Here is a 17,558-nt window from a genome sequence, read left to right as displayed (position 1 = left end):
AGGGGGTGTGCCATCGAGATCAGCAATGGCTGTGACCCGGGTTACTCCCGGTGCCTCTTACCTTTGCAAGCCCCGGTGCGCTTGTCATGAGCTGCGGTGTCCAAACCTCTTGGACAGATGCACAGGCTTCTGACCAGTGCGGACGCCCTTTTTGGGGCCCAGCTTTGGTCTGCTCGGTGGGGCCGTTCCCCGTGCAGCGCCGCGTCGTCGGGAGACGGGTGGTTACGGTGAGCGAAACCGCCTGCACCGTTGGGACCGTGATGACGAACCGCTCCAACAAGGCCGCTCGAGATCATCTTCGATTCGAAATGACGGCCGCCGGCTGCACCACCGCCGACATCGCCCTTGAGATGCGGGCGCGATTCCGCCTGCGCCCGCGCGAGGCGTGGCGGCACGCTCACGGGTGGACGATGCAAGAAGCCGCTGATCGACTCAACGATGCAGGTACCCGAGAGGGGCAATCTGTAGCGGCGGACGCCAGCCTGGTCGGCAAGTGGGAGAAATGGCCGGGCCCTTCCGGTCGTCGTCCCACGCTCGCGGTCCTGGCGGCCCTCAGCGAGGTCTTCGGCTGCGGCCTCGACCAGCTCCTCGACTTCGACGACCGCCGAGCCATGCCGGAAACGGAACGCCTCGTCCTCTCTCAGATCACCGGTCCGGCACCGGAAACCCCAGCCCCCACGCCCGTACAGCGCCGAGAGCCGGTAGGCGCCGAGCTGCTCCACGTGGCCGCCGAGGAATCGGCGGCCTGGGCGGCATGGGCTGAGGCCACCAACGTTGGCGACATCGCCGTCGAGCAGCTGATGGCCGACACCCGCGCGCTCTCCGAGGCCTACCTGACCGGCGACCCGGCACGCGTCTTCGCCCGGACGCGCCGGCTGCGGGACCGCGCCTTCGGGTTGCTCGAAGGTCGGCAGCACCCGCGGCAGGCCAGCGACCTTTACGTAGTGGCCGGTTACCTCTGCACCCTGCTCGCCTGGATGTCCAGCGACCTTGGACAACTGCGTGACGCCGAAACCCACGGCCGGACCGCGTGGCTGTGCGCCGAGCTCGCCGGTCATCCCGAGTTGAGCGCCTGGGTGCTGTCCACCCGTTCGAAAGTGGCCTTCTGGGACAGTCGGCTTCGTGACGCCGTCAACCACGCCCGTCGGGGCGCCGCGGGCCGCCCGCGCGGCACCGTGGCCGTTCTCCTGGCGTCCCAGGAGGCGGACGCATGGTCAGAGCTGGGGGCAGTCGACGAGGCACGAGCCGCCCTGCTCCGCGCCCGGGGCGCCCGTGACCAACTGTCCGCCGGCGAGGACGAGATCGGCGGTCTCTTCTCGTGCCCGGAGGTCCGCCGAGCCAACTACTCCGCGTCCGTCCTCACACGCGTCGGTGACGCTCAGGGCGCCCTTGCGGAGGCCGACCAGGCGCTGCACAGTCAGCCCGCTCACTCCTACGGCACCGCCGCCCAGATCCACATCGCCCGCGCCTCCGCTCTCCTGCTCCTCGCCTCGCCCGACGGTGCGGCGGAAGCCGTTGCTCCCGTGCTGTCGCTGCCGCCGGAGCATCGGCTGGAGCCGGTCATGCGCCGCATGCGCGACCTGGCGAGCACCGTCGCGCGCTCCCGATGGTCCACCGCACGGCCGGCCGCGCGCCTCCAGGAGGAGATCGACGCGTGGTGCATGACCACCGCGCCGCGCCTCCTCGCCCTCTCGCCAGGGGGCGGCGCCGGCTGATTGGATGACCGGCCATGAGCACTCACCACGAGGCCATGGCCAATCACTGGTGGTGGCGCCCGGGTTGGCGCCAATCGCGACGGTTTTACACCTGGCACTTCACCTTCCAGCACGCGACGGAGGTGCACCGGCTCGCCGAGACCTACCGCCAGGGACTCGCCGGGGTGCCGGGGCTCGACCTGGTCCCCGACCGGTGGCTGCACCTGACGATGCAGGGCCTCGGCTTCGTGGACGAGGTAGCGGAGAAGGATGTGCGTGCCATCGTGGAGGCCGCGGCATCGCGCCTGCGCGCGGTGCCGGCCTTCGAGTTGGTGTTGCACCGGCCCGAGATCACGCCCGAGGCGATTCGGTGGGAAGCCGCGCCGAAACAACCGCCCGTCAATGTCCGGTCGGCGATCCGCGCCGCCGTCGCAGACGTTTGGGGGGAAGTCCCGGAAGCGGCTGACGGCTTCGCCCCGCACGTCTCCATCGCCTACAGCAGCTCCGAGGGCCCCATGCGGCCTGTTGCGGAAGCGCTGGACAGGATCGAGGCCGAGCCGGCGCGGGCCCGCATCGACAGCGTCGAGCTGATCGTCCTGAACCGCGATCACCACATGTACGAGTGGGAGCGCTTCACGACGGTGCCGCTCGGCTAGCCGGAAGAGAGCAACTGAGCCTGCAGGGCGATGCGGCACACCGCAGAGTGGCGGTATGGCCGATCGCCCGCGGATCGTCGTCTACTCGCCGGACGGCACCGGCCGGCGCCGTGTCCGCGCGGACGGGGAGATCCTCGGCATGGCCAGGGCCCCCCGGGCCGTCGTGGAATTCGCCCGCCGGGTCGGCCTCGACGAGGATCACCCGCCGTTCGCCCTTCGACGATCCCCAGATCATCGAAGGGCGCGGCGGCGGGCCGGACGACCGGGAGCCTCCGGCGTGGACGCCGCCGCCGAGCCGGCGGTGTCCACGCCCGGCCAGCTGTCACTGGCCGTCTCAACGCCGGTTCTGCGGTGCCAGCCGCACGTCGTTCCGGCGAGCCACCTCATAGATCGACAAGATCCTGTCCTCGGACAGAACGCCGGGGATGGACGCGAGCCGCTCATCCACTCGCGTACCGTCCACAACGATGACAGTCGGCTGTTCGCCGGAGAAGCTGATATTGTCCGCCCCGACCACACGGCCAGGGTGTTGCAGGTTCCTCTGCCTCACCGACCTCATCGACGCACCCGGCCGCGCTGTCGCTCCCGCCTCCGCCCCGCTCCGCGCGCCTGCGCCGACGTGCACCCCCCGTACGGACACAACACCGGGGCCATGGAGGCCGGAACTCAACACGCCACGACGGGGGACGGCCAGAACAAGCCTCCGGCGGGGCGCTCGGGTTCCGGGACGGCGAGGGGTGCGACTTGCGGGTGCCGGTGCCTTGTGGTGCGCGTTGTCCGGCCGTCTTCCGGGGCTCGGGTGGCCGGTCGGGCGGAAGGGCTCTGCGGGGCGCAGGAGGCGGACGCGTCCGGTTGATGAGGGTTTGATGAGCATCTTCTTAACTTGGGCGCGAACCCGGGGGAATTGTCGGTGGGCGGCCGTAGCCTGAGCGCATGTCCCCGGTTCGTGTACGTCAGCCACGCGGCGCGGAGGAGATCAACCGCGCGATCCGCGCCTTCCTGTCCGAGCGCCGGGGGCGCGCGCTCACCGCCGCCGAGCGGCGGGAGTACGAGCGGCTGCGGGCGGAGTGGGTGACCGCGGGGCGGGCGGAGCGGTGGTGGAGGAAGGGCTAGCCCTTGGTCCTGCGGCCGGGGTGGCAGGAGAGCGGTGTGCCGACCAGGCCGAGGCCGTAGCGGGCGCCGCGGGCGAAGGGGGGCCGGCGGGGACGGTGGTGCGCATCTGGTCGAGCTGCGGCTTCGGCAGGAGGTGACCGCGCAGCAGCTCGGAGTGGAAGCGGTTGAGGTCGGAGTGAGGAGACCGGCTGCCCCGCCGCCCAGGCCCAGGAGGTCCCACTCGGTGGCGTCGACGAGGGGCGCGCCCGGGGAGTCCCGGTGGTAGCCCCTGGGGTGGCGCTCACGGACGCGCAGTTCGCCGGGTGCGGGGAAGGAGGTGTGGCGCAGCCCCGCGCGCCGGACGACGCGCCGGACGACGCGCCGGTCGATCTCCGCGGCGAGGGGGCGTCCGGTGACGGGAGCCGGCCGGAACTAGGCGTCGGCGGGGGCGTAGACCCAGGCGGGGACGCCGGAGGCGAGGGGGACGAGGGTGCGGCGGTAGTCGTCGACCTCGTAGTCGTCGGCGGCCGCGAGCTCCGCCTCGGTGATCTCCAGGGCCGTGCCCGCGACGCGGTCCGCGGGGTCGCCCGTCGGGCGCAGAATGGGGTGGTGGGCCGAGCCGCTCAGGGCGATGACGTGGGGGTCGGTGATCTCCACCGTGTCGAGGCGGTAGCCGGGCAGTTCCTCGGGCGTCCCGGCCACCTCCCGGCCGAAGAGGGAGCGCTGGACCTCGGGCTGTCGCAGGGTGCCGTAGGAGAAGAGGCGGACGGTGGAGCTGTCGATCATGCGCACCAGGATCCGTGGCGGGCGGGGGAGGGGGCAAGGTGAGCCGCGTCTCCCCCGATGAGCCGGTCGTCCCGGGAAAGCCGGTCGCCCCCGATGAGTCGATCGTCCCGGAAAGACTGATCGCCCCCGGCGAGCCGATCGCGCCCGGCGAGCCGATCGGCCCCGGCGAGCTGATCGCCGTCCGGCACGGCGAGAGCGTGGCGAACGTCCTCTTCGAGCGGGGACGGCGCGACGGGATCGCCGTCGTCCTGACCGGCGGGGGCGACGCGGACGTGCCCCTGTCGGAGGCGGGCCGGGCGCAGGCCGCGCGGACGGGCCGCCGCCTGGCCGGCCGGGAGCCGCCGGACGCCGGCGTCGTGTCGCCGTACCGGCGGGCCCGCGAGACGTGGGACGCCATCGCTGGGCAGGTCGCCGCCCTCCCGCCGCCCCGCGTCGACGCGCGCCTCCGCGACCGCGACATGGGCGAGCTCTACGGGCTCAACGAGACCGCCCTCCGCGAGCGGGCGCCCGCCGAGGCGGCCCGGCTCGCCGAGTGGGACCACCGGCCGCCCGGCGGCGAGTCGTTGGCCGACGTCGCCGCGCGCGTCCGGGAGGCGCTCGGCGAACTCACCGGCGCCCGGCGGGTGTTGCTCGTCGCCCACGACGCCGTGATCGTCGCCCTGCGGCACGTGCTCTCCGCCGGCGGCGAACGGCCCGGCGCCCGGCCCTGGCCCGTGCCGAACGCCTCCGTCTCCCGGTGGGTCCGCGAGGACGGCCGGCTGCGGCTGGCCGCCTTCGGGGAGGTGCCCTAGGCCCGGTGTGCGAGGATTGTTCGCCATGGACGGCCGGCACCCCTTGAGCAACTCCGCGACGGCGGTCCTCTTCCTCCTCGCCGGAGCGGCCGCCGTGGCCTTCGCCGTCTGGATGGCGGGCTTCTCCGTCCCCGAGCAGCTCGCCGACGACCGCGCGTACCGGTCCGCGCCGGCCTGCCCGCAGCCGGCCGGGACGGCCCGGACGGCCCGGACGGCGGGGACGGCCAGGACGGACGACTGCGTCCGGGAGCGCGAGTTCACCGTCTCCGACGTCCGTACGGGCAGGCGCGAGTACGGAGCGACCTTGACCGACTCCGCGGGCACGGCCCGGCGGATCGGGTTCGCCGGAGCCGGTCCGCTGCTGCACAGGCTCCGCGACGGCGACCGCGTCACCGCCACCCTCTGGCGCGGCGCCGTCCAGGAGATCGCCGCCAAGGGCACGAGGCAGGAGACCTGGGCGCGCCCCGTCAACCCCGCCGGCGCGAACCTCGCCGCCGCCGCGGGCGTCGGCACCGCCGGGCTCGTGCTGGCCGCCGCCTGCGGCCTGCGGCTGCGCCAGGGCGCCGACCGGTACGAACCGACCCGGCGCATGCGCCTCCTCGTACGCCTCGCCGCGGGCCTGGGCGCCGCCGGTGTCGCCGCCGCCGTGTTCACCGCCTGGCTGGGCCTCGGGCTGTGGACGGGACCGGCGCTCTGGGCGCTGTGCGCCGCGCCGATGACGGCCGTCTTCGTCCGCGCCTGGCGCCGGGCGCCCGCCCTGCCGCCCGAGCCGTGGACGCCAACTCCCCTGTAGCGGGCGGGCGGTGGCAGGATGGGGGCGCATGACCGCCCAACTGCTCGGCTTCGTCGCCGCCTGCCTCGCCGTGATCGTCGTCCCCGGCCCCGACCTCGTCCTGCTGCTCCGCAACGCCGCCGGGGCCGGACGCCGCGGCGCGGCCGCGACGGCGGCGGGCATCATGCTCGGCAACGCGGTCCTCGCCGCGGCGGCGGTCGCGGGCCTGACCGCGCTGCTGACCGGGTCGCAGCTCCTCTACTCCGCCCTGCGGCTGGGCGGCGCGGCCTATCTCGTGTATCTCGGCGTGCGGGCGCTGGCCGACGTCGTCCGCGGCGGCCGCGCACCGGCGACGGCCGGGCCGGCCACGGCCACCGCCCCCTCCCGGGCGTTCCGCCAGGGCCTGGTGAGCAATCTGCTCAACCCCAAGGTGGCCGCGTTCTACCTCTCGCTGTTCCCCCAGTTCGCGCTCCCGGGAATGCCGGTGCTCGCCCAACACGCCCTTCTGGCGGGGCTGTTCTGGGGGCTGGCGCTGCTCTGGTACGTCGTGGTCGTCGCCGTCCTCGGCCGCGTCCAGGCCGTGCTGCGCCGGCGGCGCGTGCGGCGCGGGGTCTCCGGGGTGTCCGGCGTCGTGCTGGTGGGCCTGGGGGCGGCGCTGGCGCTGCGGGACTGAACCGGCCGGCTCCCGTCAGCGGCGGCACAGCGCGTCGTCGACCGGCTTCCGCGTGGCGCGGTTCAGGCGTACCAGGTCGGGGCGCGTGCCCGCGCCGGTGACGGAGGCGGCGACGGCGCGACGGCGCGGCGGCCGTCGTCCGTCACGCCGGTGCGGGGGTACGTGCCGAAGCCGTCGCCCTCGTGCTGCCAGTAGGCGCCGCCGCGGGGTGCTCCGTGGCGTCGGGGGAGAGCCTCCCTTCGGCGGCGAGCTGGAGCACCACCGTCGTGGTGAACGTCTTCGTGGTGCCGGCGGTGCGGAACTGGGCGTCCCAGGGCGTGGGTTCGGCCCCGCCGCCCGCCCGTGCCCGGCGCACCTCCCGGCCGGTGACCGACTCGGCCAGGACGCGGACGTCCGGCGGCCGCGCGGACGGCCCGTACGTCCGCGTCCGGCGAGGCGCGTGGGGCGCCCGGGGCGCCGCTCGCCGAGGGGGCGCCCGTGGTGAGGCGCGTGGTGAGGCGCGTGGTGAGGCCCGCCGCCAGGGCCCCGGTGACCAGGGGCGCTCCCGTCCGACGGCTGAACCGCACCGTGCCCTTCCTCCCGCTCGTTCCGGCGACGGGTGCCGGCCGATCGGCGGGCGCCGGACGGGCATAGGGGACTGCATGCCGGGCAGGGGGTGTACCTGGCACCACCCGTGACCCCGTGTGTCCCAGGGGTGTTGTCCCACCACAGAGATCGACAGGGGAGGAACGGAAGCATGCCCAAGCGCATCACCGGTACGGACCGCGTGATCATGGCGCGGTTCACGGCGCGGTGGCCGGACGGGCGGTGCGTGCTGGCGTACGCCAGGCACGGGTCGATGGCGGTGGTGGCCTCGGTCGCGGTGCCCGGGGCCCCGGCGGCGGACGGCTCGCTGTGGGAGACCGCGGCGCGCCACTGCCCGGCCAACCCGGCCAACGAGGCGGACGCGTACGGGAGATGGCTGCTGTGCGCGGGCTGGAGCATGAGCGTCATGCCGCCCGCCGGCGGGGTGACGCTCAGCGGGGAGCGGTGGTCGCTGGAGGTGCTGAAGACCGCCGTCCTCAAGGAGCCGGTGTACGGCTCGGACGGGGTGCACGTGGGACGGCTGGAGTTCGAGGACGCCGCGGTGCCGGCGCGGCTGGGGGAGCTGCTGGGCTGAGGCCCGCGGACGACGGCCGGTGCGCGCGGCCGCCGCCCGGACAAGGACTGGACGGCCCGGATGCCGGGCCCGTGTGTCAAGTGCCCATGGGTCAAGTGATCGTGACGGCCCCCCTCATGTCCGGATGGATCGAGCAGTGGTACGCGACCGTGCCCCTGCCCCGGTCGAAGGTGAGGGCGAACGTCCCGCCCGGGGCGATGTCGCCCGAGTCGAAGGTGCCGTCGTCCGCCGTCACCGTGTGCGTGGTGGACCCGTCGTCGCTCCACACGACCGTGTCGCCGAAGGGGATCGTCAACTGGTCGGGCCGGAAGGCGAAGTCCACGATGGATACGGTATGGGTGGCCATGGATCGTCCCCATTCACCCGGGGACCGGAAGTCCCTGGGCGGGTGGTTTGCCCTGGGCCGTCCGCTTCAACCGCCTTGTCACCCGGACGAGTCAGGCGGAGATGTCCTGGCGCTCGCACGGGACGCCCGTGGGGGACGGCGGATACGACGCGGGCGTGAGCGGTCCGGGCCCGTCGTCCGCGGCCCCGCCCAGCCACGCCCGGTACACCGCGCTGCCGTTGGCGAGTTCCGTATAGGCATCGGCCAAGTCCGCGTACAGCGCGTCGATTTCGGTGATCGGCAGGGCGCCGGGCCGGGCCACGAGGGACACCTGCGCGGTCAAGGGGTCGCCGAGCAGCGGACGGACGACGGTGGCGGCCGTGGATTCCGCGGTGGGTTCGCAGGAGCGAACGGCAACGCCGGCGGCGACGAGCTCGGCGGCGGTGGCGCTGTCGCGGACGTGCAGCAGCCGCGGATCGAGGCCGGCGGTGCTGAACGCGCGGCGGAGCGCGGCGCATTCGTGGCCCGCCGCGGGGTCGACGATCCAGGAGTCGTCGCCGAGCTCGGCGAGCGGCACCACCGGGTGGCGGGCGGCGGGGTGGCCGGCGGCCAGGGCGACGAAGCGGGGCTCGCGGGGCGCCAGCACGCGGCGTTCCATCTCCGGCGGCAGCCGCAGCGGGAAGCCGGCCGGCTCGTGGACCAGGGCGGCGTCGAGCTGTTTGGAGACGAGCAGTTGGAGCAGGGCGGCGGAGGATACCTCTATGTGGATCGTCGTCTCGGCGGTGGGCCGCCGCTCGTGGACGCGCCGCAGCCAGCCCGGCACCACCCGGCTCCCCACGCCCCCCAGCCGCAGGCACAACCCGCCGACCCCGCAGGCCGCGTCGCGCGCGGCGATGACCAGGGCGGTCATCTCCGCCACGATGGGTCTCGCCCGGGACAGCACGGAGTGCCCCAGCGGCGTGGGGCGGCTGCCCGTCTGCCCCCGGATGAACAGCGTTCCGCCGACCGCCGCCTCGATGCGCCTGAGCTGAGTGGTGAGGGACGGCTGGGTCATGCCCAGCTGTAACGCGGCCTTCCGTACGCTCCCCGTGTCGGCGATGGCGCAAAGCGCTCGGAGGTGCCTGACCTCAAGCTCCACGGTCGCGAGCATATCCGCGCCCCGTGGGTCACACCAGGCACATCTCGGGCAGATGCGCGAACGGGCCGTGCGGCCGCGGCCGGTGGCGGGTGGGGGTGATGGGGCCGGGGCTATAGCGGATTGGCATCATCCGCGCCGGCGACGCCCCGGCCCACACTCTGCGGAAACCGAAACCCTTCGGCGCGCCGCCGGGCCGCGCGTCCCACCCGCACGGTTCCCGCGGCGTGCCGCACGAATGGAGTCCCCCACATGAATCACTCCATGAAGCGTTCCCTGCTGGCCGCGACGGCCGCGCTCGGCATCGGCCTGGCGACCGCGGCCACGGCCGTTCCGGCGTCGGCGGCCCAGGCCCCGCAGCAGTCGGCCAGATCCTCCTCCGTCGTCTCGTCCTACGTGGGCTCGGCCCGGGAGGAGGCCGACAGCAAGGCGTTCTACGACGCCGTGATGAAGTCCGCGAAGGCCAAGCAGGCGGCGTCGCCGGGGCTGAGGACCGTCACGGTGACGTACGACGCCAGCCAGGCCCCGAGCTTCGCGAGCCAGATAGCGCAGAGCGCACAGATATGGAACAGCTCCGTCCGTAACGTCCGTCTCCAGCAGGGCTCGGACGCGGACTTCAGCTACTACGAGGGCAACGACTCGCGCGGTTCGTACGCGAGCACCGACGGCCACGGCCGGGGGTACATCTTCCTCGACTACCGCCAGAACCAGCAGTACGACTCGGTGCGCGTCACCGCCCACGAGACCGGTCACGTGCTCGGCCTGCCGGACCACTACTCGGGCCCGTGCAGTGAGCTGATGTCCGGCGGCGGCCCCGGCCCGTCCTGCACCAACCGCTACCCGAACGCGAACGAGCGCAGCCGGGTGGACTCGCTGTGGCGGAACGGGCTGAGCCCGTTCGCGACCAAGCAGGGCCCGACGGTCAAGGTCTACTGACGGGCGCGGTCCGCCGCACGTCCGCCGCACGGGTGCGACATGACGGACGCCGGACGGGCTCCCCGGCCCGTCCGGCGTTCTCCCGGTCCGCCGCCGTCAGCCCGCCTCGGCCTCGAGGCGGTGCGGGCGGCGGACGAGGAACGCGGCGCCCGCCCCCGCCAGGAAGAGCGCGAGGACGGAGACCGCCGTGCCGATCCAGGTGGCGCCGAGCCATCTGCCGCCGAAGTAGCCCAGGCAGACGCTGTAGACGGCCCAGCTCAGCCCGGCCAGCGCGGACCAGGGGAGGAACTCGCGGACCCGGCGGTGCGTGACCCCGGCGCCCAGGCTGACCACCGAGCGGCCGGCCGGTGCGAAACGGGCGACGACGACGAGCGCGCCGCCGCCGCGCAGCAGCGCGGTCCCGAGCCGCTCCTGGGCCGTGGTGAGACGGCGGGAGCGGGCGATGGCGCGGTCGAAGCGGTCGCCGCCGCGCCAGGCGAGGCGGTAGGCGACCAGGTCACCGAGGACCGAGGCGGTCGCGGCACAGGCCACCAGGGCGCACAGGTGCGGGAAGGCGGAGGCGCTGTGGGCGCTGACGGCCGAGCCCGCCGCGGCGGTGGCGGCGGTGATCACCAGGACACCGCTCGGCAGCACCGGCAGGAAGACGTCGAGCAGCACCGACAGGCCGACGATGACGTATATCCATGGCGTGTCGGCCAACGCCCCCAACTGCTCCAGCACGTCCGATCTCCTGGTACGGTCCCCCGCCGCGATGTCGCAGGGGAGCGGCAGGAGCGGCCTTCACAACCGTACACAGTACGCGTGGGGCTTCCGGGGAAGGTGAATGGGGCACGTGATGTAGTGCGCATCACCGGGCGGGGGAGACGCGCGTCACATGCCCCGGGCGGTCCGTGACGGACCGTCGGGCGGGGCCGGGGCCCCGCCCGTCAGGTCACCGGCCGCGCGAGTACAGCCGGCTCAGGGCCACCGGGCCGGGGCCCGTGAAGACCAGCAGCAGGAAGGCGAAGGCGAACATCGCCGCCGCCTCGCCGCCGTTCTGGATCGGCCACAGGGCGAGCTTCTGGTGCACGTCGAAGTACGCGTACGCCATCGAGCCGGAGGCGATCAGGGCCGCGCCCCGGGTGCCGGCGCCGGCCATGACCAGCAGGCCGCAGACGAGCTGGATCACGGCCGCGTACCAGCCGGGCCAGGTGCCGGCCTCGATCGTGCCGCCCTTCGTGCCGGCCGCGCCGCCCAGGACGCCGAAGAGCGAGGCGGCGCCGTGGCAGGCGAAGAGCAGGCCGACGACGGCGCGGAACAGCGACAGGACGTACGGGCGGGCCGCGTCCAGGCGCGCCGTGAGCGGTGCGGCGGCGCCGGTGGGGGACGACGGTTTGGACGGGGTCCGGGTGGACGTGGGGGCCATGGTGGAGCTCCTCGTGTCGGGGGACGGATACGACGAGAGGTCCAAAGGTTAGGTATCCCTCACAATACTTGCAAGTTCAAGTTCTTTATCTCCCCCCGATCTCCTCCTTCGAGACCGTTCGGTGATGTGTGGGACGGTGTCCCTGATGCCAGGGTGCGACGTGTGACGGGTTCGCCGTCGGGTCGGGGCACCGGCGCGCGTCACGTACCCTGAGGGGAGCAGAAGGGGAGTAGCTCTTCGCCGGACCGTCGACATACTGCTGGGCCCCCGTGCCCGGCCGGCGCCCGGAGCCGCGCCGTGTCGGCGCAGGCCAGCGAGACCTTCGGCCGCAGTGTCCACGACGCTGCCGTGCCGAGGCGACCCCTGATCCCCACCCGGCGGGCTTCTTCGGTGCGGCGGCCCCACCGAAGGGGAGAATCCCTTGATCAGCCTCACCGTGACCGCCCTGGTCTTCGGCGTGATCTTCCTGGCCGAGCTGCCGGACAAGACCGCGCTGGCGTCCCTGATGCTCGGCACCCGCTACCGCGCGTCCTACGTCTTCGCCGGCGTCGCGGCCGCGTTCGCCGTCCACGTCGCCCTGGCCATCGCGGCGGGCAGCCTCCTCACGCTGCTGCCGCACCGCCTGCTCCAGGCGATCGTGGGCGCGGCGTTCCTGCTGGGCGCGGCCGTGCTGCTGCTCAAGAAGGACGAGGGCGACGAGGAGATCAAGGCCCCCGCCGGCCAGTCCTTCTGGAAGGTCTCCGGCGCGGGCTTCATGCTCATCCTGGTCGCCGAGTTCGGCGACCTCACCCAGATCATGACCGCCAACCTCGCCGCCCGCTACGACGACCCCCTCTCCGTCGCCCTCGGCGCCGTCCTCGGCCTCTGGGCCGTCGCCGCCCTCGGCATCGCCGGCGGCCGCACCCTCCTCCGCTACGTCCCCCTCGCCCTGATCACCAAGGTGGCGGCGCTGGTGATGCTGGCGCTGGCGGGGTTCAGCCTGTACGAGGCGGTGACGGGGTAGACGGCGGAACGGACCGGGCGGGCCGGGGCGACGTGTCGCCCCGGCCCGCCCAAGTGGCTTCTTTCCAAGGGTGGTCGAGGTGCTCGCCGGCCGGTGGCCGGGCGGGCCTCACGCCTCCGTGAAGTGGAGGGTGACCGTGCCGTCCGCCGCGCGCTCCACGTGGACCTGGGTGAGGTCCATGACGTGGGCGTCGGGGCCGAGGGCGGCGGCGCGGGGGCCGACGCCGACGACGCGCATGCCGGCGGCGCGGCCGGCGGCGACGCCGGCCTCGGAGTCCTCGAAGACGACGCAGTCGGCGGGGGCGAAGCCCAGCTCCGCGGCGCCCTTGAGGAAGCCCTCCGGGTCCGGCTTGCTGGCGCTGACGGACTCGGCGGTGACGCGGACGGCGGGCATGGGGAGGGCGGCCGTGCCCATGCGGGCCTCGGCCAGGGCCCGGTCGGCGGAGGTGACCAGGGCGTGCGGGACGTCCGCGAGGGAGGCCATGAAGGCGGGGGCGCCGCCGACGGGGACGACGCCGTCGGTGTCGGCCGTCTCGGCCTCGAGCATCCGCCGGTTGTCCTCGTGGTTGAGCTCCATCGGCCGGTCCGGCAGCAGGTGCGCCATCGTCGCCCAGCCCTGGCGGCCGTGGACCACCTTGAGCGCCTCGTCGGCGTCCAGGCCGTGCTCCTCGGCCCAGCGGCGCCAGCAGCGCTCGACGACCGCGTCGGAGTTGACGATGGTGCCGTCCATGTCGAGAAGGACGGCCTTGATCGCGCTCATGGTCTCTGACCTGCGCATGGTGCACTCCTGCGGTGAGGGGCCGGGTTTTGTTCATATACGATACAAAGTCGCCTCCGGGTCGGGCAAAGGGGAGGGAGGGCGCGCCCGCCCCCGCGCCGGGCCGGCCGGTGCCCGCGGTGGTAGGGGGCCTTCGGCGCCGCCGGCAGCGGAGCCGCGCCCCGGCAGGGGCGCCGTGGCCGCCGGCGACCCCTCCGGTCGGCGGGGGTCGCCCCCGTGCGGTACGGGCCGCCGCTCCTCCCGGCGGCCGATGCCCGGGGATCCCGCGCTCCCTAGCGTGGCGATCATGAAGAATTCCGTACGCGCGGGCGGCCTCGCCGCCGCCCTGCTGACCGCCGCCCTGGTGGCGCCCCAGGCGGCCGCCGCGGCCGCGGCGCCCGAAGTCCCCGCCCCGACCGGGGCGTTGCCCGTCGGCGAGCGGACGCTGCGCCTGGTGGACTCCGCCCGGACCGATCCCTGGAAGCCGTCGGCCGGGCCGCGCGAGCTGATGGTCACCGTCCGGTACCCGGCCCGTTCGTCCGCCGGTGCCAAGGCGCCGTACGTCTCCGCCGCGCTCTCCCAGGAGCTGTACGGCAACGACAAGTTGAGCACCGTGCGCACGCACGCCGTCGTGGACGCCGCCCCCGCGCAGGGGAGGGCGCGGCCGGTCGTCGTCCTCTCGCCGGGCTTCACCCAGGGCCGTTCCTCGCTGACCGCGCTGGCCGAGGACCTGGCGAGCCGGGGGTACGTGGTGGCCGCGCTCGACCACACCTACGAGTCGGCCGTGGAGTTCCCCGGCGGGCGGGTCGAGAAGTGCGAGCTGTGCGCCAAGGAGGACGTCGACAACGGGGCGCTCGTCCGCAACCGGGCCGAGGACATCCGCTTCCTGCTCGACCGGATCACCGGCGGCGAGGGCCTGGTGCCCGGGCTGAAGGTCGACACGTCCCGCATCGGCGTGGCCGGGCACTCGCTCGGCGGCGCGAGTGCGGTCGAGGCGGCGGGCCGTGACGCGCGGGTGGCCGCCGCGGCCGACCTGGACGGCGACCTGTTCACCCGGCAGCCCGCCGGCGGGCTGAGGAAGCCGGTCATGCTGCTGGGCGCCGCCCGCGCCGGTGAGCTCGGCGGTGAGCGGGACACCTGGAGCCCCGCCTGGAAGAACCTCACCGGCTGGAAGCGGTGGCTGGACGTCGGCAAGGGCGGCCACATGACGTTCACCGACAACCAGTGGCTCGCCGACAGCGTCGGCCTGCCGGAGGGAGTCCCGCCGGACGCCTACGAGGGCGCCTTCGGCACCGTGCGGAGCGAGCGCGGCAACGCGCTCACCCGGGCCTACGTCGGGGCCTTCTTCGACAAGCACCTGAACGGGGCGGCGAGCCCGCTGCTCGACGGGCCGTCGAAGGACTTCCCGGAGGTCTCGTTCCTCAAGGGCGCGTAGGAGAACGGACGCGCAGGAGAACAAGCGGTTCCGCCCGCCGGTCAGGGAGTGCGGGCGGAACCACTTTGTTTCCCGAACATACAAAAAAGCAGTGCTTTTGCGCCAACGCCCCAGGTCACGGGCTTGTTCCGGGCGCCCGGCACCCCCTTGACGGACCAGCCCGGCGGGCCGACGACGCCCGTTCGGACGACCATGGGGAGGACGACGCGCCGGAACCGACCCGATCCCGAGGAGGCGGTGCCATGGCGCAGCAGACCCCGGGTGCCGCGGTGGCCGCCGAGCCCGCCCCCGGCGGGGAGCGGTCCGCCCGGACCGTACGCCTCGCCATCGGCGCGCTGCTGCTCGGCATGCTGCTGGCGGCGCTCGACCAGACGATCGTCTCCACCGCCCTGCCGACCATCGTCAGCGACCTCGGCGGCCTGGAGCACCTGTCCTGGGTGGTCACCGCCTACATGCTCGCCTCCACCGCGGCCACCCCGCTGTGGGGCAAGCTCGGCGACCAGTACGGGCGCAAGAAGCTCTTCCAGACCGCGATCGGCATCTTCCTCGTGGGCTCCGTGCTCTGCGGCGTGGCCCGGGACATGCCCCAGCTGATCGCCTTCCGGGCGCTCCAGGGGCTGGGCGGCGGCGGGCTGATGGTGCTGTCGATGGCGATCGTCGGCGACATCGTCCCGCCCCGCGACCGCGGCCGCTACCAGGGTCTCTTCGGCGCCGTGTTCGGCGGCACGAGCGTCCTCGGGCCGCTGCTCGGCGGGCTGTTCGTGGACCACCTCAGCTGGCGCTGGGTGTTCTACGTCAACGTGCCCGTCGGCATCGTCGCGCTCGCCGTCATCGCCGCCGTCCTGCACATCCCCGTCCGCCGCACCCCGCACCGCATCGACTACCCCGGCACGCTGCTGATCGCCCTCGTGGCGACCTGCCTGGTGCTGATGACCTCGCTCGGCGGGGTCAGCTACCCCTGGTCGTCCTGGCAGATCATCGGGCTCGGGGTGCTCGGCGTGCTGCTGCTGGTGCCGTTCGTCCTCGTCGAGCGGCGCGCGGCCGAACCGGTGCTGCCGCTGGGGCTGTTCCGCAACCGCACCTTCACGCTCTGCTCGGTGATCGGCTTCATCGTGGGCTTCGCGATGTTCGGCTCGATGACCTACCTGCCGACCTTCCTCCAGGTCGTCAAGGGCGTCACGCCGACGCTGTCCGGCGTCCACATGCTGCCCATGGTCGCCGGGATGCTGATCGCCTCCACCGCCTCCGGACAGATCGTCAGCCGCACCGGCCGCTACCGCCTCTTCCCCATCTCCGGCACCGCCGTGATGGTCGTCGGGCTGCTGCTCCTGCACCAGTTGGAGCCGGCCACGAGCACCGGCGTGATGAGCGTCTGCTTCTTCGTCTTCGGCCTGGGGCTGGGGCTGGTGATGCAGGTGCTGGTCCTGGTCGTGCAGAACTCCGTCTCCTACGAGAACCTCGGCGTCGCCACCTCCGGCGCCACCTTCTTCCGGTCCATCGGCGCCTCCTTCGGCGTCTCCGTCTTCGGGACGATCTTCAGCAACCGGCTCGCCCCGCGGGTGCGGGACGCGCTGGCCGGGGTCACGCTCCCGCCGGGCGTCTCGCCGTCCAGTCTCACGGCCGACCCGCGCGCCCTGGACCGGCTGCCGCCCGCCGTCCGCGGCGGCGTCCTCGCCGCGTACTCCGACTCCATCACCGACGTCTTCCTCTACGCCGTCCCCGCCGGGCTCCTCGCCTTCCTCCTCGCCTGGTGGCTCCGGGAGGAGCCGCTGCGCGCCAGCGTCACCGCCCCCGAGGCCAGCGAGGTCGTCGCCAGCAACCCCGTCGAGCGCTCCTCGCGCGACGAGGTGGCCCGCGCGCTGTCCCTCCTCGGCAGCCGCGAGGGCCGCAAACAGGTCTACGAACACATCACCGAACGGGCCGGGCTCGACCTGCATCCGGCGGCGAGCTGGATGCTCCTGCGCGCCGACCGGCAGGGACACGTCGAACCACCGCTGCTCGCCGAGAAGGCGGACATCCCGCTGCACGTCCTGACCGACGCCGTACGGCAGTTGGAGTCCCGCGGGCTCGTCTCCCGCGAGGGCGTGCAGCTCCTCCCCACGCAGGAGGGGCGCCGGCAGGCCAGGCTGCTCTTCCGGGCGCGCGAGGAGTCGCTCGCCGAGCTGCTCGGCGACTGGTGGACGCCGGACCGGCCGACCGATCTCGACGCGCTCGTACGGGAGTTGTGCGGGGAGATGTGCGGGTCGGACGCGGAGCAGCCGCACGACGGGGGAAGGGCGGATCACCGCTTCTGACGCGTCGGTCCGAGCTCCTTGCCGAGCCAGACCTCGGCGTGGGGGCCGTGCACGTACGCCGGTACCGGCGTGTAGCCGTGGCGGGCGTACAGCGCCCTGGCCTCCGTCAGGTCCAGCCGCGTCTCCAGCACGGCCCGGGACGCGCCCCAGGCGCGGGCCGTCTCCTCCAGCGCGTTCAGCAGCGCGGGCGCCACGCCCGCGCCCCGGTGCGCCGGGCGCACGAACATCCGCGTCACCTCGGCCCGTTCGGCGTCCAGCCGCCGCAGCCCCCCGCAGCCGGCCGGTTCGCCGGCGCGGCGGGCGACCAGGAGGACGCCGAGGCCCTCGTCCCGCATCTCGGCGAGATGGCGCTCGAACTCCTCCTCGGTGTACGGACGTTGACGGTGCAGCCGGTACCAGCGGCCGGCGACGTCGGCCAGGTACTCGCGCAGCAGGGCGCGGGCGGTGGGGGAGGCGGCGGGGGCCGGGGCGATGAGGAGGGACTCCGTCATGGAGGGCGAGCGTGGCACGGCGCGGCGCGGACCGCGAGCGGATTGAACGCCTGTGCGAACAGGGGGTGTTCCCCGCGCGGGGGACACCGCGCGCCCCCGGGCACCTGATATGAATCCCTGACACGGGCGCCGGGACGCCCCCGCGCGAGCGGCGC

At 73.9% G+C, this 17,558-nt stretch carries 20 protein-coding genes and 1 pseudogene; 11 read left to right on the top strand and 10 right to left on the bottom strand.

Annotation, left to right across the window (positions count from 1 at the left end; genetic code table 11):
* The first annotated feature begins 260 nt into the window (after positions 1-260).
* Positions 261-1,715, top strand: a complete 1,455-nt coding sequence (locus tag AC230_RS09890) for a helix-turn-helix domain-containing protein (RefSeq protein ID WP_422125573.1) — start codon at positions 261-263, stop codon at positions 1,713-1,715.
* Between the two features lie 14 nt (positions 1,716-1,729).
* Entirely contained in the window at positions 1,730-2,350 is a 621-nt protein-coding gene (locus AC230_RS09885; RefSeq protein ID WP_078871099.1) for a 2'-5' RNA ligase family protein, read from the top strand.
* Positions 2,351-2,684: 334 nt separating this feature from the next.
* Here the strand turns inward: AC230_RS09885 and AC230_RS32495 are convergent, their stop codons facing one another.
* Entirely contained in the window at positions 2,685-2,867 is a 183-nt protein-coding gene (locus tag AC230_RS32495; RefSeq protein ID WP_049715696.1) for a hypothetical protein, read from the bottom strand.
* A 416-nt stretch (positions 2,868-3,283) separates the two neighbouring features.
* Between AC230_RS32495 and AC230_RS09875 the strand changes: the two genes are divergently transcribed.
* The gene (locus AC230_RS09875) at positions 3,284-3,463 is read left to right on the top strand and encodes a hypothetical protein (RefSeq protein WP_049715695.1); all 180 of its coding nucleotides are present in this window, start codon (positions 3,284-3,286) and stop codon (positions 3,461-3,463) included.
* A 23-nt stretch (positions 3,464-3,486) separates the two neighbouring features.
* Here the strand turns inward: AC230_RS09875 and AC230_RS33565 are convergent.
* A pseudogene (locus AC230_RS33565) lies at positions 3,487-3,859 on the bottom strand (serine hydrolase); the annotation flags it as partial.
* A gap of 15 nt (positions 3,860-3,874) precedes the next feature.
* Positions 3,875-4,228, bottom strand: coding sequence for a gamma-glutamylcyclotransferase family protein (locus AC230_RS09870; protein WP_049715694.1), 354 nt, complete (start codon positions 4,226-4,228; stop codon positions 3,875-3,877).
* A gap of 38 nt (positions 4,229-4,266) precedes the next feature.
* Between AC230_RS09870 and AC230_RS09865 the strand changes: the two genes are divergently transcribed.
* From AC230_RS09865 to AC230_RS09855, 3 genes are read left to right on the top strand one after another with little or no spacing between them, the layout of a single operon-like run.
* On the top strand, positions 4,267-5,019 hold the full coding sequence (locus tag AC230_RS09865; protein ID WP_241833159.1) for a histidine phosphatase family protein: 753 nt from the start codon (positions 4,267-4,269) through the stop codon (positions 5,017-5,019).
* A gap of 25 nt (positions 5,020-5,044) precedes the next feature.
* Complete coding sequence (locus tag AC230_RS09860; protein WP_049715693.1) at positions 5,045-5,812, top strand: hypothetical protein; 768 nt, start codon at positions 5,045-5,047, stop codon at positions 5,810-5,812.
* Between the two features lie 28 nt (positions 5,813-5,840).
* Positions 5,841-6,464: a LysE family translocator gene (locus AC230_RS09855; RefSeq protein ID WP_049715692.1), complete on the top strand. Its 624-nt coding sequence runs from the start codon at positions 5,841-5,843 to the stop codon at positions 6,462-6,464.
* A gap of 142 nt (positions 6,465-6,606) precedes the next feature.
* On the opposite strand, the gene AC230_RS33560 is transcribed toward AC230_RS09855, so the two are convergent.
* A complete protein-coding gene (locus AC230_RS33560; RefSeq protein ID WP_241833158.1) occupies positions 6,607-6,819 on the bottom strand; it encodes a serine hydrolase in 213 nt (70 codons plus the stop codon).
* A 381-nt stretch (positions 6,820-7,200) separates the two neighbouring features.
* On the opposite strand from AC230_RS33560, the gene AC230_RS09850 reads away from it, so the two are divergent.
* Entirely contained in the window at positions 7,201-7,623 is a 423-nt protein-coding gene (locus AC230_RS09850; protein WP_049715691.1) for a hypothetical protein, read from the top strand.
* 91 nt (positions 7,624-7,714) lie between these two features.
* Here the strand turns inward: AC230_RS09850 and AC230_RS09845 are convergent, their stop codons facing one another.
* Positions 7,715-7,969 (bottom strand): cupredoxin domain-containing protein, encoded by a 255-nt coding sequence (locus AC230_RS09845; RefSeq protein ID WP_049715690.1) that lies wholly within the window; start codon positions 7,967-7,969, stop codon positions 7,715-7,717.
* 91 nt (positions 7,970-8,060) lie between these two features.
* Entirely contained in the window at positions 8,061-9,098 is a 1,038-nt protein-coding gene (locus AC230_RS09840; protein WP_078871098.1) for a LysR family transcriptional regulator, read from the bottom strand.
* A 237-nt stretch (positions 9,099-9,335) separates the two neighbouring features.
* Between AC230_RS09840 and snpA the strand changes: the two genes are divergently transcribed.
* Entirely contained in the window at positions 9,336-10,019 is a 684-nt protein-coding gene (gene snpA, locus AC230_RS09835) for a snapalysin (protein WP_078871097.1), read from the top strand.
* A 96-nt stretch (positions 10,020-10,115) separates the two neighbouring features.
* Here snpA and AC230_RS09830 read toward each other — a convergent pair whose 3' ends face one another.
* A complete protein-coding gene (locus tag AC230_RS09830; RefSeq protein ID WP_049715688.1) occupies positions 10,116-10,739 on the bottom strand; it encodes a DedA family protein in 624 nt (207 codons plus the stop codon).
* A 211-nt stretch (positions 10,740-10,950) separates the two neighbouring features.
* Positions 10,951-11,424 carry a DoxX family protein gene (locus AC230_RS09825; protein WP_078871096.1) on the bottom strand — a complete coding sequence of 158 codons (474 nt, stop codon included), beginning with the start codon at positions 11,422-11,424 and terminating at the stop codon, positions 10,951-10,953.
* Between the two features lie 421 nt (positions 11,425-11,845).
* On the opposite strand from AC230_RS09825, the gene AC230_RS09820 reads away from it, so the two are divergent.
* Complete coding sequence (locus AC230_RS09820; RefSeq protein ID WP_049715687.1) at positions 11,846-12,427, top strand: TMEM165/GDT1 family protein; 582 nt, start codon at positions 11,846-11,848, stop codon at positions 12,425-12,427.
* 108 nt (positions 12,428-12,535) lie between these two features.
* Here AC230_RS09820 and AC230_RS09815 read toward each other — a convergent pair whose 3' ends face one another.
* On the bottom strand, positions 12,536-13,204 hold the full coding sequence (locus AC230_RS09815; RefSeq protein ID WP_049715686.1) for an HAD-IA family hydrolase: 669 nt from the start codon (positions 13,202-13,204) through the stop codon (positions 12,536-12,538).
* A 286-nt stretch (positions 13,205-13,490) separates the two neighbouring features.
* Here AC230_RS09815 and AC230_RS09810 point away from each other — a divergent pair, with 286 nt between their 5' ends.
* Both AC230_RS09810 and AC230_RS09805 read left to right on the top strand, forming a co-directional pair.
* Positions 13,491-14,618, top strand: coding sequence for an alpha/beta hydrolase family protein (locus tag AC230_RS09810; protein WP_078871133.1), 1,128 nt, complete (start codon positions 13,491-13,493; stop codon positions 14,616-14,618).
* 242 nt (positions 14,619-14,860) lie between these two features.
* Positions 14,861-16,912 carry an MDR family MFS transporter gene (locus tag AC230_RS09805; RefSeq protein WP_049715684.1) on the top strand — a complete coding sequence of 684 codons (2,052 nt, stop codon included), beginning with the start codon at positions 14,861-14,863 and terminating at the stop codon, positions 16,910-16,912.
* Here the strand turns inward: AC230_RS09805 and AC230_RS09800 are convergent.
* Positions 16,900-17,403, bottom strand: a complete 504-nt coding sequence (locus AC230_RS09800) for a GNAT family N-acetyltransferase (RefSeq protein WP_049715683.1) — start codon at positions 17,401-17,403, stop codon at positions 16,900-16,902. The genes AC230_RS09805 and AC230_RS09800 overlap by 13 nt on opposite strands.
* Between the last annotated feature and the right edge of the window lie 155 nt (positions 17,404-17,558).

The sequence above is a fragment of the Streptomyces caatingaensis genome (assembly GCF_001187435.1).
GTDB lineage: Bacteria > Actinomycetota > Actinomycetes > Streptomycetales > Streptomycetaceae > Streptomyces > Streptomyces caatingaensis.
Note: the sequence above shows the minus strand (reverse complement) of the source record. Positions and strands in the feature narration are given on the sequence as shown.